Source organism: Bacteroides sp. An19 (genome assembly GCF_002160215.1).
GTDB lineage: Bacteria > Bacteroidota > Bacteroidia > Bacteroidales > Bacteroidaceae > Phocaeicola > Phocaeicola intestinalis.
Map to the genome: position 1 here is coordinate 1 of NZ_NFKD01000044.1, position 22,987 is coordinate 22,987.

At 47.7% G+C, this 22,987-nt stretch carries 19 protein-coding genes and 1 tRNA gene; 4 read left to right on the top strand and 16 right to left on the bottom strand.

The genetic code is table 11. The features are described 5' to 3' along the window. Positions 1-113: 113 nt before the first annotated feature. Positions 114-2,813: a TonB-dependent receptor gene (locus B5F25_RS14545; RefSeq protein ID WP_087250383.1), complete on the bottom strand. Its 2,700-nt coding sequence runs from the start codon at positions 2,811-2,813 to the stop codon at positions 114-116. Between the two features lie 178 nt (positions 2,814-2,991). Beyond that, complete coding sequence (locus tag B5F25_RS14550) at positions 2,992-3,363, bottom strand: helix-turn-helix domain-containing protein (protein WP_087213101.1); 372 nt, start codon at positions 3,361-3,363, stop codon at positions 2,992-2,994. Positions 3,364-3,652: 289 nt separating this feature from the next. Between B5F25_RS14550 and B5F25_RS14555 the strand changes: the two genes are divergently transcribed. Continuing rightward, positions 3,653-4,210, top strand: coding sequence for a hypothetical protein (locus tag B5F25_RS14555; protein WP_343206233.1), 558 nt, complete (start codon positions 3,653-3,655; stop codon positions 4,208-4,210). A gap of 60 nt (positions 4,211-4,270) precedes the next feature. On the opposite strand, the gene B5F25_RS14560 is transcribed toward B5F25_RS14555, so the two are convergent. The 3 genes from B5F25_RS14560 to B5F25_RS21870 all read right to left on the bottom strand — a co-directional run bounded on the left by B5F25_RS14560 (position 4,271) and on the right by B5F25_RS21870 (position 6,824). Then, entirely contained in the window at positions 4,271-5,479 is a 1,209-nt protein-coding gene (locus B5F25_RS14560; protein WP_022040786.1) for a S41 family peptidase, read from the bottom strand. Positions 5,480-5,509: 30 nt separating this feature from the next. After that, positions 5,510-6,229, bottom strand: coding sequence for a porin family protein (locus B5F25_RS14565; RefSeq protein ID WP_225226284.1), 720 nt, complete (start codon positions 6,227-6,229; stop codon positions 5,510-5,512). A gap of 370 nt (positions 6,230-6,599) precedes the next feature. After that, positions 6,600-6,824 carry a hypothetical protein gene (locus tag B5F25_RS21870; RefSeq protein WP_162614425.1) on the bottom strand — a complete coding sequence of 75 codons (225 nt, stop codon included), beginning with the start codon at positions 6,822-6,824 and terminating at the stop codon, positions 6,600-6,602. A 225-nt stretch (positions 6,825-7,049) separates the two neighbouring features. Between B5F25_RS21870 and B5F25_RS14570 the strand changes: the two genes are divergently transcribed. After that, a complete protein-coding gene (locus B5F25_RS14570) occupies positions 7,050-7,613 on the top strand; it encodes a hypothetical protein (RefSeq protein WP_343206234.1) in 564 nt (187 codons plus the stop codon). Positions 7,614-7,800: 187 nt separating this feature from the next. Here B5F25_RS14570 and mutS read toward each other — a convergent pair whose 3' ends face one another. Together mutS and B5F25_RS14580 are read right to left on the bottom strand one after the other, a co-directional pair. Beyond that, the gene (mutS, locus tag B5F25_RS14575) at positions 7,801-10,389 is read right to left on the bottom strand and encodes a DNA mismatch repair protein MutS (RefSeq protein ID WP_087250386.1); all 2,589 of its coding nucleotides are present in this window, start codon (positions 10,387-10,389) and stop codon (positions 7,801-7,803) included. 263 nt (positions 10,390-10,652) lie between these two features. After that, a tRNA-Gln gene (locus B5F25_RS14580) sits at positions 10,653-10,723 on the bottom strand. A gap of 133 nt (positions 10,724-10,856) precedes the next feature. On the opposite strand from B5F25_RS14580, the gene B5F25_RS14585 reads away from it, so the two are divergent. Beyond that, positions 10,857-14,096, top strand: coding sequence for a S41 family peptidase (locus tag B5F25_RS14585; RefSeq protein ID WP_087250388.1), 3,240 nt, complete (start codon positions 10,857-10,859; stop codon positions 14,094-14,096). Here the strand turns inward: B5F25_RS14585 and B5F25_RS21275 are convergent. The 9 genes from B5F25_RS21275 to aroQ all read right to left on the bottom strand — a co-directional run bounded on the left by B5F25_RS21275 (position 14,003) and on the right by aroQ (position 21,853). After that, positions 14,003-14,263, bottom strand: a complete 261-nt coding sequence (locus tag B5F25_RS21275; RefSeq protein WP_140406954.1) for a hypothetical protein — start codon at positions 14,261-14,263, stop codon at positions 14,003-14,005. The two genes, B5F25_RS14585 and B5F25_RS21275, sit on opposite strands and share 94 nt — an antisense overlap. A gap of 188 nt (positions 14,264-14,451) precedes the next feature. Beyond that, positions 14,452-15,831, bottom strand: a complete 1,380-nt coding sequence (locus B5F25_RS14595; protein WP_087250391.1) for a S41 family peptidase — start codon at positions 15,829-15,831, stop codon at positions 14,452-14,454. Further along, positions 15,824-16,102 carry a hypothetical protein gene (locus B5F25_RS14600; RefSeq protein WP_087250393.1) on the bottom strand — a complete coding sequence of 93 codons (279 nt, stop codon included), beginning with the start codon at positions 16,100-16,102 and terminating at the stop codon, positions 15,824-15,826. The genes B5F25_RS14595 and B5F25_RS14600 overlap by 8 nt, the downstream gene beginning before the upstream one ends. A gap of 102 nt (positions 16,103-16,204) precedes the next feature. After that, positions 16,205-17,038, bottom strand: a complete 834-nt coding sequence (locus tag B5F25_RS14605) for a hypothetical protein (RefSeq protein WP_087250396.1) — start codon at positions 17,036-17,038, stop codon at positions 16,205-16,207. Positions 17,039-17,422: 384 nt separating this feature from the next. Continuing rightward, positions 17,423-18,649, bottom strand: coding sequence for an FtsX-like permease family protein (locus tag B5F25_RS14610; protein WP_022038647.1), 1,227 nt, complete (start codon positions 18,647-18,649; stop codon positions 17,423-17,425). Beyond that, complete coding sequence (gene rbfA, locus B5F25_RS14615; RefSeq protein ID WP_022038646.1) at positions 18,646-18,981, bottom strand: 30S ribosome-binding factor RbfA; 336 nt, start codon at positions 18,979-18,981, stop codon at positions 18,646-18,648. The genes B5F25_RS14610 and rbfA overlap by 4 nt, the downstream gene beginning before the upstream one ends. 113 nt (positions 18,982-19,094) lie before the next feature. After that, on the bottom strand, positions 19,095-19,733 hold the full coding sequence (locus B5F25_RS14620) for a class I SAM-dependent methyltransferase (protein WP_087210905.1): 639 nt from the start codon (positions 19,731-19,733) through the stop codon (positions 19,095-19,097). Between the two features lie 110 nt (positions 19,734-19,843). Next, positions 19,844-21,304 (bottom strand): pyruvate kinase, encoded by a 1,461-nt coding sequence (pyk, locus tag B5F25_RS14625; RefSeq protein WP_087250398.1) that lies wholly within the window; start codon positions 21,302-21,304, stop codon positions 19,844-19,846. A 108-nt stretch (positions 21,305-21,412) separates the two neighbouring features. After that, positions 21,413-21,853, bottom strand: a complete 441-nt coding sequence (gene aroQ / locus B5F25_RS14630; RefSeq protein ID WP_087250416.1) for a type II 3-dehydroquinate dehydratase — start codon at positions 21,851-21,853, stop codon at positions 21,413-21,415. Positions 21,854-21,919: 66 nt separating this feature from the next. Between aroQ and xerD the strand changes: the two genes are divergently transcribed. Then, positions 21,920-22,831, top strand: a complete 912-nt coding sequence (xerD, locus tag B5F25_RS14635) for a site-specific tyrosine recombinase XerD (protein ID WP_087210909.1) — start codon at positions 21,920-21,922, stop codon at positions 22,829-22,831. Positions 22,832-22,987: the final 156 nt, after the last annotated feature.

The following is a 22,987-nucleotide window of genomic DNA, read 5'->3' on the forward strand; positions in this document are numbered from 1 at the left end:
GGGCTATCTGACGAAGAACAGGAGCGAAAAGGACCAAAAAATCGCCCAAAGCACACACGAAAACGGATACATCAAGCCAAGAAAAACTTTTTGGAGAAATTCAAAACAGCTTCTTAGAACGTGCATGCCACTCCGAGGCTGAAATCGATTCCTCTGCGGTACTTGCTTAACACCACCTCTTCATTCGTTGCATTTCCTTTACGTGTCAGCTGGTGAACGGAGTTCAACAAGTTTTGCGCTTTCAGGCTAACCGTAAAGTGCTCGCCAATCTTAGCCGAAGATACAAAGTCAAGCGTCGGAATCCCGTTTTCTACAATGTCCTGGTATCCCTGTGTGCCGATGGTGTACAGACGGTCGCTGAAATAATTGAACACCAATGCATTGGTAAACGAGTTGCTTCCTTTACGCACCAAGTAAGTCAGGTCGGCATTGACAAGCCAGGGAGCCGCTCCTTCCAACTGGGAACCGGTCGGGTCGGTAGCCAAAGGCACTTTCGCACACGTATAAGTATAAGCGCCGTTCACACCGAGACTCAGCTTATGCAGACCTCCGTCTTGCATCGGATGAGAAAACAAGTCTTTCCGTATCTCTATTTCCGCACCGGCTACCGTAGCATGGTCGGCAATGTTTTCATACGAAAGGAATCCGCCGGCACTGGCAATCTCAATACGTGAAATCGGGTTCTTGATGTATTTATAGAAACCGGTTACTGAAATCAGTTCACTGGGCGAAAGATACCAGTCCCACTTCAAATCTACGTTGTAGTTATCCGAAGGCTGCAAATCAGGATTACCTTGACTATTGAATGTAACGTTTACATAACGGAACGGAGATATTTCCTTTGCCTGAGGCAAGGTATAAGTCTTGCTGGCTGCAAACCGGAGCGAATGCTTGTCATTGAAATTATAACGCAAGTTGATGCTGGGCAGCACATAGTCTTTGTTGATGGACTGGCTTCCCTGCGTTCCGCCACGGTTCACATTATAATCTACATCCATATTCACTTTATCATACTTCACACCCACGTTGGCAATGAACCCTTCGGTAAACTGGTAGGTAGCCTCTGCGTATGCCGAATGGATTTTCTTATCCACGGTGTACTCGTCTACGTTCTTGTCGAGGACAAAGTAGTTATTATCCAGATTCTCTTGCGTATAATAATTATCAAACTGTACATTGTCGATATCAAACACCTCTTGACGCACTACCGACATATCATACTCGGTAGCTGTAAAATTATCGTCCACAATGCGTCCGGCATAGCCCAACTGGATGTTGGATTCCTGTGAAAAGTTATCGGGAAGTTTATAAGTAAAACCTGCACGGATATTCAGGTCGTCTTCATTCAGTTCCGAGAAATAACGTTGCTGGATACCTGTACCTTTCATCGGCACATAACCCCGGTCGGTCTTTACCAGATTATTGATGCGCCGGTCTGGTTCCAGTCCTTTGATAATGTTATAAGCGGCACCTACATTAAAGTCGAGCTTATCCGCCAACGCCCATTTGGTATCCAGCTGATTGACGAAAAGCAAGTTATCATTGGTCTGCTGGCGGCGCATGAAACCTTCGTAGGTGTCCGAAGACTGGTAATCGGCATCCATACCCAAGTAATCGCCCACCGACTCGCGCGAAGCGTGCAACATGATGAAATTGTAGGTCAATTCATGCTTGTTATTATGCAAGTAGTTCAGGTTCGCCATCACGACTTGCGAAGTTTCCACATTCGACTTCTTTCCGAGCATATCCTGCGAAAGTTCGCCTGTCGTAATCGAATTGCGCACTTCTTCCTCATAATAAGAATAGTCCCGGTTATGATTGGCAATAAGATAAAACGAAAGCGGATTGTCGTTGATATCAAATTTCTTTCCGCCCGAAATGCTATAACTCTGGTTTACCAGCCCGTTCTTCTTCGAAGGATCCAAACGGTTCTGGAAATTATATACAGAAAGGTCATCGCCCGGCTGCTTGCTATTGGCGAAACCAAAGGCATTCACTCCGTCCATTTTCAAGAAGTCGGACGAAAGCGATTGCGTATTGAATCCGCCCGACACGCTGGCATTGATTTCACCATAACCTACCAGTTCTTTCGAAGAAATATTGATGTTGGCACCTGCCACATCGGCATACGTGTTGCCATAAAAAGCTTTGTTGACATCTACCGACTGGATAATATCGGTAGAAAAGAAGTCGAGCGCAATGTTCTTGTACTCCGGATCTTCCGAAGGAATCGGATAACGGTTCAATGTGGTCAGATTATACCGGTCTCCCAATCCACGTACAAATACGTTCTTTACACCGTCTTGTTTCGAAATGCCCGATATCTTGGTAACTGCCCCTTCGGCATCTCCCACACCCTTGCGGGATAACTCCTGGGCACCAACCGACTGAATTGCCACCACCGATTTCTTTTGCTCCAATAAAGTAACGTTCTCCGACTCACGGTTCGCCTTAGCCACAACCACCACATCCGACAACATTTGTGTATCGGGTTCCAACTCGAAATCGAGTGTGGTCACTTTGTTATCCTCTACCTTTACCTGACGTTTGACCGTTGTTTTATAACCAACATATTTAATTTCAATGTCATAGATACCGTCTTCCACCCCTTTCAGCTGGAAGTTTCCGTCTATATCCGTTACAGCTCCGATATTGCTTCCCACAATCCGGATAGTAGCCCCGATAAGAGGTTCTTTCGATTTCTGGTCCTTGATACAACCTTTTACATTCACATTTACCTCAACCGCAAAAACATTGGCTGCAAACATCGATAAGAGAACAGCCGAAGTCATCCATTTTCTAACTCTTTTCATTACCTTATTTTACTAAACTTTTACCGAGTGCAAAGAAAGAGCTTCCCTTTTACAGGTATACGACAATCGGATAACTTTCCGTTTACAAGTCCGTTGCAATAAGATTACAATATTGAAGAAGTTGTATGCCCCTGCATACCGAACAAGGCCGAATGCCGGAAACGGACATGTAAGCGTTTTACTTCTTTACTCTTTTCCTGTCTTCGATAATGGCATCCTTGTTCTCCAACGCCCAACTTATCAGCGCATTGATGTGCGGAAGCAACGAATGGGTACGCGGTGTCAGGGCATACTCCACCCTCGGAGGCACTTCCGGATAGACGGTACGGGTAATATAGCCGTCCTCCTCCAATGTCCGCAAGGTTACGGTCAGCATCTTCTGCGATATGTCCGGGATTTCGCGCTGCAACTCCTTGAAGCGCATGACTTCCTTACCCGCCTTGTTCAGCGTATATATAACCAGAAGCGACCATTTGTCACAGAGCCTTGCCAAGATGTTCCGTATCGGGCAATCCGGAAACATCATATCTTCTATCATTGTCCTATCCATATTATACTGCTTTTCAATTCACTCTACAAAAGTAATCAAACTCCTTTTATGTAGCAAGCTTTTATCGGATGGGTGCAATCAGCCCTTATCCTCCACATTATTTATTATAAAAGACAAGATAATTTCATTGAACCGATAACTGAAAACCTTCATGCACTTAGCTATATTCTATATTCCACCAGCCGGAATATACGTTCCACGGGCTGGAATGTACGTTCCATGGGCTGGAATATACATTCCACGCCGTGGAATATAGAATGGAACTAACTGTATACAAGAAACAAGCTCGTTGAAAACACATAGTGAGTGCCCGCAATCTGCCAAAATGCCCCAATTTACGAAAGGTGAAATCTATGGCGGCATGATGAAGGGATTCGCACAGGCTTTCAGCGATGCCCTGACCGACATGCCTACAGGCAAGGCTTCGGAAGTGGCATTCGACACTACGCAGACTTGGGCAGGAATTCCGTTCGAGTTCCGTCACGGAGCGACATCCGATTTTCCGGGCGCAAGCATCCTGATAGGAGGCAAAGCTTATTATACGCACTGGACTCCGGCAAAGGCACACGTAAGCCATTTGCAGGTTTCTTCTCCGGCTGCCATTGATGCGGAAATAGCAGAAGCGGAAAAGTCACTGGCATCGGGAGCGGAACTGTTCATCGGCGGACACGGAGGTGCGGCAAAGCGCGATGCGGTAGAGTTCAAAATCGACTATCTGAAAAAGATGAAAGAGGTGCTCGGCAATAACCAGACGGCACAAGCCTTTACGGACGACATGAAGAAAGCTTTCCCCGGGCTGCCGGGAGAAGCCGGACTGGAAGAATTGAGTAAGGCACTCTACAAATAATAAATGTAATGCTTGAGGGTGTATCAAAATAGAAATGATATTTTGATACACCCTCAATAATCATTTTCCCGTATGGATATACTCCACGGCACGTTCCAACTGGGTGTCAATGCCTTGAAGCAAATTAACCCCATCGAAAGGCGCTTCAATGGTGGGAGATATGCCGACACCCTCGTGGTTGACACCGTCAAGGTCCTTCATCATGGTCATGGTGGTATATACCTCTAGGATGTCGTTTATATTGAAATAGCCACCATAAAACTGATCAAATGCGATGTTGTCAGCCGCAATGGTACCTGTTCCCCCATGGGTCCGTTCGCCAATGAAGCAACCCTTAGGCAAGCCCAGCACGGCTAGGGTGGTCATCTCGGCCATGCTGATAGAATTCATGTCTGCCATCACTACTATAGGCACATCCAAATCACGGCTCCGCTCCGTTGGTTTCAACACTTCCGGAGTCCACGGCGTGTAATCCAACCGTCCGGGACCATTTTTCTGACGAGTATAAAACAACATTTTCTCCTCATCCACGAACTTACCCAACACTATCGGCAAATCCGACAGATTACCTCCGCCATTGTGGCGTACATCGATGATGACCCCCTCGACCGTCGGATAGTTGTCCAACAGGTCGTGATAGTTCGCGACTATCTGATCAACGATATCACCTGTTCCGACATGTTCGGTCAACATGAACGACGACAAACGGAAATAGACGATATCCTCGTCCAAGATGCCACTGGCATAAAGCGCATTGCCTGATTCTGGAGCCAACACCAAGCGTGCGTCAGAAAATCTGCCTGCATCGTGCAAGCCTAACAACATATTTGCATAATCCTCCAGCGTCTGTTCATCAAAAGGATGATAATTAGGGCGCTGCTCTTTCCGTCCCTCTGCCGGACGATAAAGGACTGTATCCGAAGGAAGAGTTAGTGTCAATCCGAAATGCCCGTCAATCAATCCGGAAGACAACTCTTCCAACATTCCGAAGGCTTCCTCATTCGTTGCCTTATCGCTGAAACCTTTGTCCGCCAACGCATCAAATTGGGGCTTGTATTCGTCATACACGGCATCCCAGTCCGTCGGGTCGATGTCCCAAAACACGTAGTTATAGTTCATGCCCGACCAATAGGCATCGAACAACTGCGACCAATTATAAATATTTATATCAGTCCGCGGATTCTGCATATCGGGCATTTCGTCACGACAGGCGGCCAATACACACACGGCCATCAACACTCCGGCCATCAAACGTATCCTTGCTTTCATTTTATTCATCTTTTTATCATAATCGGTTCATTAATCACCCAAGGTAAACAGTACGCCTACTTGGAAAAGAAAAGTGTTCAGGTATCGCGGCACGCGATCCTTCATATAGTCTTTCTGCATATCGCTCAAGCTATGGTGGTAACGGCATTCGGCTACGACTGCCCATACGGGAGTGAAGCGATACTCCAGACCGACTCCCACCAAGGCACCTCCCTCAAAACGGTTGTCACGCCGGGAGTCGAATGCATATTTCTCATCATAGGTATACAAAATAGTATTGTCACTCACGTCAGAAGGATTTTCTACACCTTCAGGCTCAGAAAACATAGCAAATGTCGTCCCCTCGCGCCGGCTGGAGAGCCAGCCGCCTGCATAAAAACCTGCATCGAGGAAACCGCGCAACCGTTTGCCACCAAAGGAGAAACGGGCAAACACGGGCACGGACAGGTAATGATTGGTCATGTCCTCGTGTAACGGCTCAAAAAATCCCGAACGACGCATCCCATAGTTCTTCTGTACATAGGACACCTCAGCCTGCACAGCCAACCAATCATTGAAAGCATACTGCACGGGTAAACCCGCCGTGAAACCACCCAAAGCCACATAACGCCGGTCATAAAAGTAACCGGACTCCGTGGTCAGCGAATTGTGCGTATAACCAGCTTGAAAACCGACACGCCACTGCGCCGCAACAGGTAACACCCCAACCACGGCAAACAGAAGTAAAAATAAGAATCTGTTCTGTCTCATAGATTTACATAAAATTTATCACAACCATTAAAAGCATTATTGCATGCAGGCTCAAACTACCTTCCCATACAGAAACAAGTTCTCTACCAGTACGCACAAAATAATGCAAACACCGCCCCACACCTATATATAATAACGCGTAAGCTGGTCTTTTGCTGACTGCGTAAAGATAAGCTAACTTCTTGAAACAAATCATAAATATGCCGGACAAGAAGGTTCATTTTGTCAGTCATATAGTCCATTTTGTCCTAAACAACTGATTTACACTCACATGCAAAAAGCTTTTCCCGTAAAGGAAAATCCATATCTTCACCTAAAAGCATCTACAGAATGCATACGAACAGAAATATAGGTCTGCCCTACAAGCAATTTAGTAAAGCCACAGACATTCGCTCATTTTTTTCAAAAAAATATTCGCAGATAACTTAGAAGCTGTTTTGAATTTCTCCAGAAAGTTTTTCTTGTCTTGATGTATCCGTTTTCGTGTGTGCTTTGGGCGATTTTTTGGTCCTTTCCGCTCCTGTTCTTCGTCAGATAGCCCGCTATCTTCCTCATCACAGAAGCGAAAATGCCTCAAAAACTCATCCCAAATCATCGCACGATAAATTCAAAACAGCTTCTTACTTATACACAACAATGGTTACCTTTTCGTAAGTATCTGATGTTCAAGTACCTACTTGTACGATTAAATTCCTCTTGGTAACTTTGCAGCACAAAAGGAAATAAAGGCACTTTTAGTAAGTAATAACTCATTAAACAAATAAGAGCTTATCTTTCCAAACTGGGCAAAACGGTAGAGACACGCATCACGGACTATCATGTGGGCGGAACCGGAAATCATGAGGTGGTGATGGCGGAAGGTATGCCCCAATTTACGAAAGGGGAAATCTATGGCGGCATGATGAAAGGATTCGCGCAGGCTTTCGGCGATGCCCTGACCGACATGCCTACAGGCAAGGCTTCGGAAGTGGCATTCGGCACTACGCAGACTTGGGCAGGAATTCCGTTCGAGTTCCGCCACGGAGCGACATCCGATTTTCCGGGCGCAAGCATCCTGATAGGAGGCAAGGCTTATTATACGCACTGGACTCCGGCAAAGGCACACGTAAGCCATTTGCAGGTTTCTTCTCCGGCTGCCATTGATGCGGAAATAGCAGAAGCGAAAAAGTCACTGGCACCGGGAGCGGAACTGTTCATCGGCGGACACGGAGGTGCGGCAAAGCGCGATGCGGTAAAGTTCAAAATCGCCTATCTGAAAAAGATGAAAGAGGTGCTCGGCAATAACCAGACGGCACAAGCTTTTATGGACGACATGAAGAAAGCTTTCCCCGGACTGCCGGGAGAAGCCGGACTGGAAGAATTGAGCAAGGCACTCTACAAATAATTATCGAATAAAACCAATCAGGAGTTAAAAGGGAGTTATCGTCCGCCTGGCGGACCGGGAGTTAGACGCCAATACTTTTTGCATCGTTTTCAGAAACAAGACTATTGACCTTTAACTCCTATAACTCCTGTGAAACATAACTACGTTTAACTCCTGATTCGCATAAATTATAAAATAATAAATACCCTCACTTCCCTGTCACGATACGTTTAATGTCATTCAGTTTGTTCAACGCTTCTATCGGTGTCAAGTTGTTCACATCCAGATGCAGGATTTCATCCCGTATCTGGCACAACACGGGGTCGTCAAGCTGGAAGAAGCTGAGCTGAACACCGTCTTTGGATGCCGGAGTCTGTACTTTCGGACGCGACGCCATGCCTTCCTGCCGGTTCTCTTGCTCCAGGCGGCGCAGGATTTCATCGGCACGCTTCACGATGCTTTGGGGCATGCCCGCCATTTTTGCCACATGAATACCAAACGAATGCTCGCTCCCTCCGCGCTCCAGCTTGCGAAGGAAAATCACCTTATTGTTGACCTCCTTGACCGTTACATTATAGTTCTTGATACGCGGGAAGAGTGCTTCCATATCGTTCAACTCGTGATAGTGCGTGGCAAAAAGCGTACGGGCATGGGCTTTCTTGTTTTCGTGGATGTGCTCTACGATGGCCCATGCAATGGAAATGCCGTCATACGTGGAAGTGCCGCGCCCCAACTCATCAAACAGCACCAGGCTTCGGGGAGATAGGTTGTTCAGGATATTGGCGGCTTCATTCATCTCGACCATGAACGTTGATTCGCCCACCGATATGTTATCACTCGCTCCTACACGGGTGAATATCTTGTCCACCAGTCCGATATGCGCACTTTCGGCAGGCACGAAGCAGCCTATCTGCGCCAAGAGCGTGATAAGCGCCGTCTGGCGGAGCAAGGCAGACTTACCCGCCATATTGGGACCGGTGATAATGATAATCTGTTGCGATTCCGTATCCAGATAAACATCGTTGGCAATGTATTTCTCGCCCACGGGCAATTGCTTCTCGATGACCGGATGGCGTCCTTGCTTGATGTCGAGTACATCATCGTCGGCTATCACCGGACGGATATACTTGTTCTCGCGCGCCACATCGGCAAAGGAGAGCAGGCAATCCAGACGTGCAATTTGCGTGGCATTGATCTGGATAGCCGGAATAAACTCGGCAAGGTCTGCCACCAAGTCATTATAAAGCTTGGTTTCCAGTATCAGGATTTTATCCTCTGCCCCCAATATCTTCTCTTCGTATTCCTTCAGTTCCTGCGTGATATACCGCTCGGCGTTCACCAGCGTCTGCTTGCGTATCCACTCGGCAGGCACCTTGTCCTTGTGTGCGTTCCGCACTTCGATGTAATAGCCAAACACATTGTTATAGGCAATCTTCAGGCTGGGGATGCCGGTCTGCTCGATTTCGCGTTGCTGGATTTGAAGCAGGTAATCCTTTCCCGAATAGGAAATGCGGCGCAGCTCATCCAGCTCGGCATTCACTCCATCGGCTATCACTCCGCCCTTGCTCACCAGCAGAGGCGGGTCGTTTACTATCTCCTTCGCTATTTTATCCCGAATCGAGACGCAGAGGTTCAACTGCTCCCCGATGCGCCGGAGGCTCTCGTTGTCCGCGTTCAGGCAAGCATTCTTGATGGGTTCGATGGCTTGGAGTGCCACTTTCAGCTGCACCACCTCACGGGGTGAGATACGTCCTACCGCGGCTTTCGATACGATGCGTTCCAAGTCGCCTATCAGATGCAGCTTCTCTTCAATGAAGTCCTTGAAATCAGGCTCCCGAAAGAAATATTCCACCACATCCAGTCGGGTGTTGATAGGTTTTACTTCCTTCAGGGGAAACACCACCCAGCGTTTCAACAAGCGGGCACCCATGGGGCTGATGGTATGGTCTATCACATCCAGCAGGCTGGTGCCTCCCTCGTTCATGCTGCCTATCAGCTCCAGGCTGTGCACCGTAAACTTGTCCAGCCGCACGTAGCGTTCCTCCTCGATGCGTGCCAACGAAGTGATATGCCCTATCTGATAATGTTGGGTCATGTCGAGGTATTGCAGGATAGCTCCAGCCGCGATGATACCGTTCTTCAGATGTTCTACGCCGAAGCCTTTCAGGTTCTTGGTCTCGAAATGTTTCAAGAGCTTCTCGCGTGCCGAAGCCTCGGTAAATACCCAGTCATCCAGTTCGAAAGTAAAGAACTTGTTCCCGAAATTACCTTCGAACATCGGTTTCTTACCCCGCTCGAAAAGCACTTCCTTGGGAGCGAAATTATTCAGAAGCTTGTCGATGTAGTCAGAAGGTCCCTCGGCGGTCAGGAACTCGCCGGTAGAGATATCCAGAAAAGCGATGCCGCATGCGGTTTTCCCGAAATGGATGGCGGCAAGGAAATTGTTCTCCTTATACGACAACACATTGTCGCTGATGGCAACGCCCGGCGTCACCAGCTCGGTAATGCCCCGCTTCACCAGTTTCTTCGTGGTTTTCGGGTCTTCCAGCTGGTCGCAGATTGCCACACGCCTTCCGGCACGTATCAGCTTGGGCAAATACGTATCGAGGGCATGATGCGGGAATCCTGCCATTTCCACCGTTTTCCCCTGCCCGTTGGCACGCTTGGTCAAGGTGATTCCCAGTATTTGCGAAGCGGTCACGGCATCTTCGGAATAAGTCTCATAGAAGTCGCCGCACCGGAAAAGCATCAGCGCGTCGGGATGCTTCGCCTTCAGGTCGAAATACTGTTTCATCATGGGGGTCAATACCACGTCGTTATCTTTAGCCACTGTGTTGTCCTTTCTTTTATTAATGTGTTGTCCGTACCTGCAAAGGTACGAAAATTTCCCAAATATCTGCCTTCCGTGACGCAAGTATCTGCAACGCCCGGCGCAAGTACCTGCATGAACGGATGAACATAATAACGGAGCCTAGCTAATACTCATGCCGAGCATACAAAGGAAAGCCCCGCAAAAACGACGTTTTTACGGGGCTATACCTTAAAATGACCTGATTTGCGTTGGACTACCAGGATTCGAACCTAGACAAACAGAACCAAAACCTGTTGTGCTGCCATTACACCATAGTCCAAACTTTCGTGCTTTCCTTAGAAAGCGGTGCAAAGATAAGTGTTTTTTATAATATCCTCCAAATAATTCCCCACTTTTTTTATCTCTTTTTTCAATATTCCGTATCTTTGCCGCCTATAAATGCATAAGAGTTTATGAAAAAAACAGTATTAGGATTTATGTTAGGGGTAGGATGCGTATCGCTCCAAGCGATGACACCACTTTGGATGCGCGATGCTGCCATCTCACCCGATGGAAGCGAAATCGCTTTCTGTTACAAAGGAGATATTTATAAGGTGAATGCCAAGGGAGGAGAAGCACTACGACTCACCACACAACCTTCGTATGAATCAACCCCCGTATGGTCGCCCGATGGACAACAAATTGCTTTCGCCAGCGATCGCTTTGGAAGCACCGACATCTTCGTGATGCCCGCCAGCGGAGGCGAAGCACGCCGGCTGACCAGCAATTCGGCAAACGAAACACCTTCGGCCTTCACGCCCGACGGCAAACACGTGCTGTTTTCTGCCTCCCTGCAAGACCCGGCAGAAAGTGCCATGTTTCCCACCAGTGCAATGACCGAATTATATCAAGTGTCCGTAGCGGGCGGACGCACTGAACAAGTATTAGGCACACCGGCGGAAAAAGTGTGCTATGCACCAGCGGGAACCTTCTTCCTCTATCAGGACCGGAAAGGATTCGAAGACGAATGGCGCAAGCATCACACTTCATCCATCACCCGGGACGTATGGATGTATGACACCACCAGCGGTAAACATACCAACCTGACCGCCCGACCGGGAGAAGACCGCGACCCTGTATTGAGTGCCGATGGAAAAACCGTGTACTTCTTGAGCGAACGCAATGGAGGTTCATTCAACGTCTATCGCTTCCCGTTGGACCGCCCTGCTGATGTGCAGCCCGTTACTTCATTCAAGGGAAACCCTGTACGCTTCCTCTCAATGAGCCACAACGGTACACTCTGCTACACCTACGATGGCGAAATCTATACCCAACCCAATGGAGGAAAACCCACTAAGGTCAATATCTCACTTATCCGCGATGAAGAGGAAATGCCCGTCACTTATAATTTTACACGAGGCGCATCGGAAGCTACGGTATCGCCCGACGGCAAACAGGTGGCATTTGTGGTACGGGGTGAAGTGTTCGTGACATCCGTTGAATACGGCACCACCAAACAAATCACCCATACGCCCGAAGCGGAAGAAGGCGTTTCGTTCGGTGCAGACAACCGCACCCTGGTCTATGCCAGCGAGCGCGATGGCATAAGCGGACTTTACACCGCAAAAATCTCACGCGAGGAAGAAAAGAATTTCCCCAATGCCACGCTGATAGAAGAAGAAGCCCTGCTTCCCTCGAAAACCGTGGAACGAAGCTATCCGAAGTTCTCTCCCGACGGGAAAGAAATTGCCTTCATCGAAGGGCGTACCCGCCTCATGGTGCTGAACCTGAAGAGCAAGAAGGTGCGCCAGGTGACCGACGGGTCTACGTGGTACTCGCTTTCGGGAGGCTTTGACTATCAGTGGTCGCCCGACGGGAAATGGTTTGCACTGGAATTCATCGCCCACAAGCACGAGCCTTATTCGGACATCGGACTGGTTTGCGCCGACGGGAAAAGCCCGATTATCAACCTGACCAACAGCGGTTATACGAGCGGCATGCCCCGCTGGACCATGGATGGAAACGCCCTGCTCTTCACCACCGAACGGTATGGTATGCGCAATCATGCCTCGTGGGGCTCGCTGGACGATGTGATGATGGTCTTCCTGAACCAGGACGCATACGACAAGTTCCGCCTGAGCAAAGAGGATTACGAATTGCAAAAGGAACTGGAGGAAGAGCAGGAAAAAGCGGGTGAAACCGCTTCGAAAGACAAGAAAAAGGATAAAAAAGCGGATGCAAAAACAGATAGCGTGAAATTAATCACGGTTGAACCGGACGGCATAGAAGACCGCATCGTGCGCCTCACGCCCAACTCATCGCGCTTGTCCTCAGCCGCTATCTCGAAAGACGGGGAAACCCTGTACTATTTATCTGCGTTCGAAGGCGGATTCGACATGTGGAAAATGGACTTGCGCAAGCATGAGACCAAGCTTCTGCACAAAATGGACGCGCGATGGGCAAACATGGAAACCGACCGCGATGGGAATTTCTTCGTACTGGGAGGCGGAACCATGCAGAAGATGGACGGGAAATCGGAAAAACTGGAACCGATTACCTACCGTGCCGAAGTGAAGATGAACCCCTACGAAGAACGCGAATACATCTTCGACAACATCTACCGCGAAGAAAAGGCACGCTTCTACAACGTGAACATGCACGGCGTGGACTGGGATGCCTTGACGGAGACCTACCGCAAGTTCCTGCCTCATATCAATAACAATTATGATTTCGCCGAAATGCTGAGCGAATGGCTGGGCGAACTGAACGTATCTCATACCGGCGGACGCTTCTATCCCGAACTGGACACCGAAAGCACTGCCCAGCTGGGGCTATTGTACGACTGGGAGTATACGGGCAACGGATTGCGCATCGCCGAAATCATCGAGAAAGGACCTTTCGGCCGCAAGAGCACCCGTGCCAAAGCCGGTGTGATTATCGAGAAAATCAACGGCCAGGCTCTCGAAGCCGATAAAGACTATACTCCTTTATTAAATGGGCAGGCAGGCAAGAAAACCTTGGTATCGCTCTACGACCCGGAAACCAACCAACGTTGGGAAGAAGTGGTGAAACCCATAAGCAACGGAGCAATGAATGGCTTGCTCTATACGCGCTGGGTAAAACAACGTGCGGAGGACGTAAAACGCTGGTCGAACGGACGTTTGGGCTATGTGCACATCGAATCGATGGATGATTCCAGTTTCCGTTCGGTTTACTCGGACATCTTGGGCAAGTACAACCAATGCGAAGGCATCGTGATAGACACCCGCTTCAATGGAGGCGGACGCTTGCACGAGGACATCGAAGTATTGTTCAGCGGAAAGAAATACTTTACCCAAGTCATCCGCGGACGCGAGACCTGCGATATGCCCAGCCGACGTTGGAACAAACCTTCCATCATGGTGCAATGTGAAGCGAACTACTCGAACGCACACGGCACCCCGTGGGTATACAAACATCGCGGACTGGGCAAGCTGGTAGGTGCACCCGTTCCCGGAACCATGACCAGCGTAAACTGGGTAACCACGCAAGACCCGACCCTCGTATTCGGCATTCCGGTGGTAGGCTATCGCCTCCCCGACGGAAGCTATCTGGAAAACACCCAGCTTGACCCCGACATCTATGTGCTGAATGCTCCCGAAACGATTGTGAAAGGAGAAGACACACAATTGAAAGCAGCCGTAGATGAATTGCTGAAAGAAATCGGAGAATAAGAAGCTGTTTTGAATTTCTCCAAAAAGTTTTTCTTGGCTTGATGTGTTCGTTTTCGTGTGTGCTTTGGGCGATTTTTTGGTCCTTTTCGCTCCTGTTCTTCGTCAGATAGCCCGCTATCTTCCTCATCACAGAAGCGAAAATGCCTCAAAAACTCATCCCAAATCATCGCACGATAAATTCAAAACAGCTTCTAAAAAGCATGAATAAAAATAATTGATGAATATCCGCAAACAGCCCCTGTAGGGGCGTATTGCATACGCCCGAATACGCCAACTTATCCATGTGGATGCTTTTAGGGCGTATGCGATACGCCCCTACAGTTTATTGGGCGGAAATGCGGATATTCATTTAAATTTAATCCCAACATGCATCTTTCCCGTTCAACCAGTCCTTCAATGAAGTTCGTACAAAAGAATCGGGCAATAAACTCGTATCCTGATTCCGTTCATCGGGCCGTACAAAATACGAATGGCTGATGTAAGCTTGGGTTTGGGTATAAGGAAGTTCTACGCAAAGCACATCACCGAAACAGGTCGGCTTTTGGGAGGTAGGAGTCCCGATAATCGGGAAAAGCGCATTGTCTTTGATGAGCGTCAACAGATAATTGGCACTGCTGAAGGTATTCTGCCCTTGAATAAACGCCACTTCTCCATGAAAACGATTGGAAGGCTTCGGCATATCACCGGTAAAATCATTCATTACTTGATGTTGTTCCGCCAACTCCCCTTTCATTGATTCATACTTGTCACGGATAAAAAGCGTAGGATAACACGTTTGCAAGAAATCAGACACACGGATGTAGGAATGAAACGGACAAATATCCCGAAGGGAGACACCCAGAAATTCAAGCAACACATCGCCCAATACACTATTCCCTCCTCCATTATAACGCATGTCTATCACCAGCCGATTCACGTTATGCACCGCCATTGCACGTGCCATTTCATCCAGGAAATCCGCAAACAACGGAAGACTATCCTCCACGGCTTTATCTGGAGAGACCTGCATCAAACGGCATCCTTGCCAATAAGTAAACCGGTCTATCATCGCATTGAACTGAAAATAACACGTATCGCCGATTATCTGATAATGAAAAGGCTCGTTTCTCCTTGCCGTAACCGGATGCGGAACCTGCTTCACCTGATACAAGCCTGATGCACCTTCATTTAAGGACGAAGGCAAACACACTTCACTTCCATCCGCAAACATAAAGCGGACACCCCTGTCCGTATCTATCCCCAAAGCGTTCAGAAACGCTTTATTGTTCATAAAAAAGCTTCCCGTAATACAAGCCTTTATCTGATTTTCCGAAGGAACATAAACCTTTAATTTTTGTATCAATGAACCAATCGGACACGCATTAATAGCTATAAGTTCCTTCCCTGTACAATCCGGAACCGAATCCGGAAGACTTCGAAAATAAAAACTCCCCTCATAATAACGTAACGTGAAAGGATAAAGCGATGTATCGTCAAGCATCACAAATGTATGCGCATCTTGAAGCAAAGCCAGCCAACGGTTCAGTTCTACCTGAAACGCCGGACGTTCCATCCGCTCGTCCAACTTATCGCATAAAGATTCGGCATACTTCTCGAAACGTGCAAAAGCCACCTCATCTACCAACGGAAGCGGATGAAACGCCTTGATGAAAGCCAACAGATTCATCACTTCATGCTGATACGGATTGCCGGCTTTCTCCTTATATAATATAGGTATAGGAAAAACGTTATCCATTTTCAATCAAATAAAATGCCATACCCACGATGCCTGCCACGACTCCTATCACACATCCGCACCAGAAATAGAATGATAATTTCTTCTTATCTGCATTGCTTTTTTGACTCAGTCGCTTGATGACAACCGCCATGCATCCGCCAAACACGCCCAAACCAATACCGATAACAAGTCCGGCTGAAGAGTCTAACACCATTTTCAATATAAAACCAAGAACTACCCCGACACCTGTTCCGATGCCGATATAGCGGTCTGTAATGCTTTCTTTCATTTTATTGCTTTCCTTCCTGTTTTATGTTTCTTTCTTCTTAATCACAATCGCAAAGATAACGATTTACTTCAAACCAGCTACAATTACTATCTATTTTCCTTGTTACTCTTTCAAACAATAACACTTTATCTCCTGCTGGCGAGTATCCAATACGACTTGTGAGAAACGCTTGAAAAACGAAATGCCTATTGTTCTTCGAGATGCCAATGTCGCCAACGTCACATTTTTAAATAGCTTTTGATTTACTTTCCCTTGCGCCACTTCATAAACCGTTATCACACTTCCTGCATCCATAAAGCCATAACAAGTATCTTTTTTCAAAAAGCAAGCGTCAGACATTTGTTCTATATCCTGCTTTGGCAACAAGAAGTCACTCCGGTCATACCCCGTATCTATCAATATATGAGAGCACTTGACTCCGTTTATCTCCATTCCCTCCACATAATACAATCCTTGTTCTTTCTTATAGTGCAACACCATATCCGGAATTCCGGGGACAAATGGTTGAACATTAGAGATTGTGCCTTTCTCAAAATCAAGCAACCAATTACAACGGTCTATCATGTCTGTACCTATAACCCCATGGATATGTTGCCATTGAAAACGCCGCGGCAATAAGACGACTGTCCACAAATTCCCTTCGATATTCCCCAAACACGTATAAAACGAAAAATATTTCTTCACCGAAAAATCATTGCCGGCTATATCTTTCGCGTCCGCCTGCATAAAAGGATGAAAAGATTCCGGCACGGTATCAGCATAAAGCAAGGTAATATTCGCTCCCGTATCAAAAAGAAAATTTATCCCATTCCCAGAGAATGTCACATAACCGTCCTTGTCAAACGCAGAGACAAAAGGATTTATCTTCGGCTTCATTCCGATAAGGAACAACCCGACCGTTGCTATGGATACGATTATGAAAAGAAGTTTTTTCATCTGGACGAACTTATTCTATTCATTGATAAAGGCTCTGCATCAGTTCATGTTTTTACCAATGCAAAGGTAATGTTTTCTATTTATCACGTGAGTTCGGAATCAGAAAAATTGAATATCCGATACGCCTTTACATGGCAATTGAGTAAAATGCTGATATTCAATAAACTTTTGTCTGTCATAACTGTTTTCCTTAAAAAAACATCCCTAAGATAAACAGTTTATGGATAACATGTAAGCGGCACTTTACATTCTGACGACTTTTGCCGAAAATTGAAATAACGAATTAAACTCGTTTTCAATCCGTTGTCTATCTTTTGCACTATGCATTGCCCACACACTCCTTGGGAATGACACAGGCGACACACCGAGTCTTACTAAAAGCTGTCACTTCAGCAACCGCTTGCTAAGATAACGCACGGGATACCACACCGATAGGAAACCTACCACGAGGACGGTGACAAAGACCACTGCCACATCTGTCACTTCCACACTGACGGGATAAGCATCGACCACAAAGCTACCTGAACTGCCTAATTTTATCAGCCCGAATGCTTGTTGCACCCAGCAGAGTATCAGTCCCAGCACCACGCCCACCGATGCGCCAATAAACGAAATCATCCGTCCCTCGAAAAGGAAGATACGGACTATCTGCTTGTCGCTCGCACCCAGGTTACGCAAGGTTGCCACGTCATCACGCTTATCAATGATGAGCATTGAGAGCGAACCGATGATGTTAAAGCAAGCTATCACGAGAATGAATGTAAGGAAAAGGTAAGAGATAAGTTTTTCCACACGCATGATGCGGTAGGTATCCGCCTGCTGCTCATAGCGGTCTTCCACACGGAAGTCACCACCTAGCTGCTGCTGAATCTGCCGCTTCACCGCTTCGGTATCGGCACCGGGAGCAAGGCGGAGATTGACAGCACTCACTTCGGTAGTGTATTGGAAGAGACTACGGGCAAAGTCGATGGAAGTCAGGATGTAAGAGGCATCGTATTTTTCCTGATTGACCGAAAAAACCAGTCCGGAAGAAAACAGGCTACCGGTGACAAATGCCGTAGAAGGATTGGCAAGGTTCACTTTCGCACCGCGCCTGGGAGCGTACACCTCTAGAGGGTCAAGGAAACGGATGCTGCTGCCCAATGTGGCGAGCAGCTGAATGCCGGGGATGGCATAGTGAGCCACCTCATCGTGCAAGGTCAGCTCACCGCGTCCGTAAAGGATACTGTCGATAGGCGTGAGAATATCGAAGTTGTCTTCCACACCCTTGATAACCGCCATTGCCTGCCTGCCCTGGTATTGCACCATGGCATTGTCTTCGAGCGAGCGCGACCATACCGCTACCTCGGGCATCTGCCGCAAAGCAAGGATACGCGGGTCTTCCCCATCGAACACCTTACCGCGCACTGCTGTAATGCGCAATTGAGGGTCGAAGGCGGTAAAAAACGATGCCACAAGATCTTGAAAGCCGTTGAATACCGACAGGGTACACACCAACGCCAACGTAGCAAGCGCCACTCCACACACAGAGATGGCGGAAATGACGTTGATGGCATTGTGCGACTTCTTCGAAAACAGGTATCGGCGGGCGATATAGAAGGGGAAATTCATTTCTTCAGCAACTCGTCGATGTGTGCGGCATAATCTAACGAGTCATCCACAAAGAACTTCAGTTCGGGGATGATGCGAAGCTGATAACGCACACGGGTACCCAATTCGTAGCGGATGGACTTCACGTTGTCATTGATATTTTTCACTATCTCTTCAGCACGTTCCGAAGGGAACACACTAAGGTAAGCACGTGCATAACTCATATCGGGGCTAATACGCACCACACTTACCGATACCAACACGCCGTGCATTGTCCGCGTCTGCTGCTGGAACATCTCGCTCAGCTCTTTCTGAATCAGCCGGGCTATCTTGTTTTGTCTGGTTGTTTCCATATATTTCTTTGGTTTATGTTTTCAGGTGGCTAGTTAACAGGTACTAGATGACTAGGTCTTAAATACATTGGTTTATCATTTATACCTGTCAACTAATGCCTAGTACCTGCTACCTATAGTTTTCGAATTATCGTCAACCCGTCCCGCAGGGGAAGGATAACTTTTTCCACACGCCGGTCGGAAGCTACATGGTCATTGAACCGCTTGATGCCGATGGTCTGTGCATCAGCACTCCGGGGTTCTTCCAGCACATGTCCGTCCCACAGCGTATTATCAGCAATGATATACCCTCCCTTGCGGAGCCGGGGCAGTATCATCTCATAGTAATCTATGTAAACCCGCTTGTTGCCGTCAACAAAAGCAAGGTCGAACGTGATGTCCATCGTTGGCACTATCTGCAAGGCATCGCCAATATAGAAGCGGATGCGGTCGGCATAGGGCGAACCTTCCAGCCACGGACGGGTAAAGTCTTCCTGCTCGTCATTGATTTCAAAGGTATGGAGCATCGCCCCTTCTTCCAGTCCCTCTGCCAGACACAATGCTGAATAGCCGCTGTACGTACCTATTTCAAGCACCTGCCGTGGACGTATCATTGTGACAAACATCTTCAGCATCCGCCCCTGCAGGTGTCCCGAAGCCATACGGGGACGCAACAACTTGACATGCGTAGCCCGATAGAGCGCCTTCAGGTAGTCGCTCTCCTCATCAATATGTCCGAGGATATATGCATCCAATGCGTCGGTTTCTTTCATATCTCAGTTGACCAGTTGACAAGGTACTAGTTGACTAGGTTTTAAATAGCCAGGTTGGCTTAGTATCTAAAACCTAGTCACCTGGTACCTAGTTAACTAGTCACCTCTAATTATAAATATCTGTTCCGGTTCGGCAACACATAGTTCTCGGTATCTTCCAGCACATCGTCCACCTGGTTGATTTCGAGGAACGAAGTGTGCGTGCCTTTCTTACCGCCGCTCAGGTATGCTACCATTTCTTTCGGAGTCAGCACACCGTCGCTCAGCAACTTACGCAATGCCGTGAAATAATACTCCTGTCCGTTTGCCTTTTCGGGCATATAGATAGCCTCCACTCCATACGACAAGGCAAGATGACGCATTGTCTTTTCCTTGTAGCAGATGGCAAGCACAGGATATTTACCACGGAAAGCAGCCAGATTGCGTGCCGTACGTCCACTGAAACTGTCGGTAATGATGGCACGGATAGGCATCAGCGTGGTGGCACGTACCGCCTGTTTTGCCAGGAAGCTGGTCACATCAGTATTGTCCGGAGTCAAAGGAATAGGTATGTCGTTTTCTTCCATCTTGTCTTTTTCCGCCTGTGCGGCAATCTTTGCCATGGTCTTCACTGCCTCTACCGGATATTTGCCGTATGCCGTTTCGCCACTCAGCATCAGGGCGTCGGTGCGGTAATAGATGGCATTGGCAATGTCGGTCACCTCGGCACGGGTAGGACGCGGATTGTTTATCATCGTGTGAAGCATCTGGGTAGCCACAATGACCGGTTTGCGTGCCAGGATACATTTTTTGATAAGCTTGCGCTGGATGCCGGGGATGCGCTCCTGCGGCACTTCGATGCCCAAATCTCCACGGGCTACCATCACCCCGTCTGCCACTTCCAGAATCTCATCGATATTGTCCACACCCTCCTGATTTTCGATTTTCGCGATAATCTGGATATCACTCTGATGAGCGTCGAGTATCTCGCGGATATCAAGTACATCCTGCTTGTTGCGCACAAAAGAGTGGGCGATAAAATCGATATCCTTTTCGATGGCATACAAGATATTATTACGGTCTTTTTCCGTGAGCGAAGGCAGATTGATACGCACGCCAGGCACATTCACGCTCTTGCGGTTTCCCAGTGTAGCATCATTGCAAACTTCGCAGAACAAGGTATCTTCGTTCTTGTCTATCACCCGCAGCTCCAGGTCGCCATCATCAATCAGTACATCTACACCCACTGACAGGTCGTTTACAAATCCCGGATAGCTGACGGCGATGCATTCATGCGTCGTTTCCTGTTCGGGTTTGCCGACGATAGTTACCCGTTCGCCGGTCTTGAAATCGATGTGTCCTTCGGCACTTGCCGTTGTACGCACTTCCGGTCCTTTTGTATCCATCAGGATACCGATTCGGTTGGATACTTGGCGCACATTATTAATTAATGTCTCGAACCCTTCGCGGCTGGCGTGGGCAGTATTCATACGCACCACATTCATCCCCGCGTTAAACAGGTCGCGGATAAAATCGACATCACAACGTAAGTCTGAAATAGACGCAACGATTTTTGTTTGTTTGAGCATCATATAGTTTTAAGTTTTTAGTGTTTATATTTGAGGTGACCAGTTGACCAGGCACTAGGAACTAGGTTCTAAAATGCTTTACCTAACATCCAGTCAACCAGTATCTAAAACCTAGTTCCTAGTACCTGGTCTACTAGTACCTAGAAGCGCTTCCAGAGCCAGCCGGTACGAATCCAGGCCGAAGCCACAAATCACACCTTTACACGCACACGCTATCATCGATTTGTGCCGGAACTCTTCCCGGGTATGCACATTCGAAATATGAACTTCGATGACCGGAGTGGTAACAGAACGGATAGCATCCTGCAAAGCGATAGAAGTATGAGTGTAAGCTCCGGCATTCAGGATGATTCCGTTGGAAGAAAATCCCACTTCATGAATCTTGTTGATTAGCTCGCCCTCCACGTTCGACTGGAAATAATCGAGTTCCACATCGGGATAACGCTCTTTAAGTGTCTGATAATAGTCTTCGAACGAAGTCGAACCATAAATGGAAGGTTCGCGTTTCCCCAACAGATTAATATTGGGACCATTGATTATTTGTATCTTCATCATATTCACGAAGTAAACTTTTTAATAACTTTGCTGCAAAATCCGGCACAAAGATACGAAAAAGAAATGAAAACCAACGAGAAGATTATAACAAAGTACCGACAATACCTGAAATTGGAAAAGTCTCTGTCGGAAAACACCATACAAGCGTACCTCACCGACCTCGACAAACTCCTCGCCTACTTCACTCTGGAGGGCATCGACTGCACAGAAGCCACCTTGCAGGATCTGGAAAACTTCTCAGCCGGCCTCCACGATATCGGCATCCACCCTCGTTCGCAAGCCCGCATCCTTTCAGGAATACGCTCGTTCTACCGCTTTCTTACCCTCGACGACTATATCCGGCAAGACCCGAGCGAACTGCTCGAATCACCACAGATAGGCAAACACCTTCCCGACATACTGACCGTGGAAGAAATAGATGCACTTATCGGAGCCATCGACCAAGGCACCCCCGAGGGTCAACGCAACCGCGCCATTCTGGAAACCTTGTACAGCTGCGGACTTCGCGTATCGGAACTCTGCAACCTCCGACTATCCGACCTCTACCTTTCCGAAGGCTTTATCAAAGTGGAAGGCAAGGGAAACAAACAACGCCTAGTACCCATCTCTCCCCGTGCCGTCAACGAGCTGAAGAATTACTTCGTAGAACGCGAAGAAACAAAAATCCGTCCCGGTTACGAAGATTTTGTCTTCATCAGCCGGATAGGCAAGAACATTTCGCGCATTATGGTGTTTCATATAATAAAGGAGTTGGCAGACCAAATCGGACTAAAAAAAAGCATCAGCCCCCATACTTTCCGCCACTCGTTCGCCACCCATCTGCTCGAAGGCGGTGCCAACCTGCGTGCCATCCAGTGTATGCTGGGACACGAAAGCATCGGCACCACCGAGATTTATACCCACATCGACCGCAATATGTTGCGGCAAGAAATCATCGAACACCACCCACGGAACAAGAAAAAGCAATCCGAGTGAGCACTTTTGCCCCGTTTTAATCTTTTTTTTAGTATCTGTTTAAAAAAAACGAGCAAAAAGTTAACAGCTAATGGAGTTTTTCTTATCTTTGCCCCAAATATAAAAACGAAGTAAAAAAACCAACTAGATTATATTTTATAACAAACCAAATAGTAA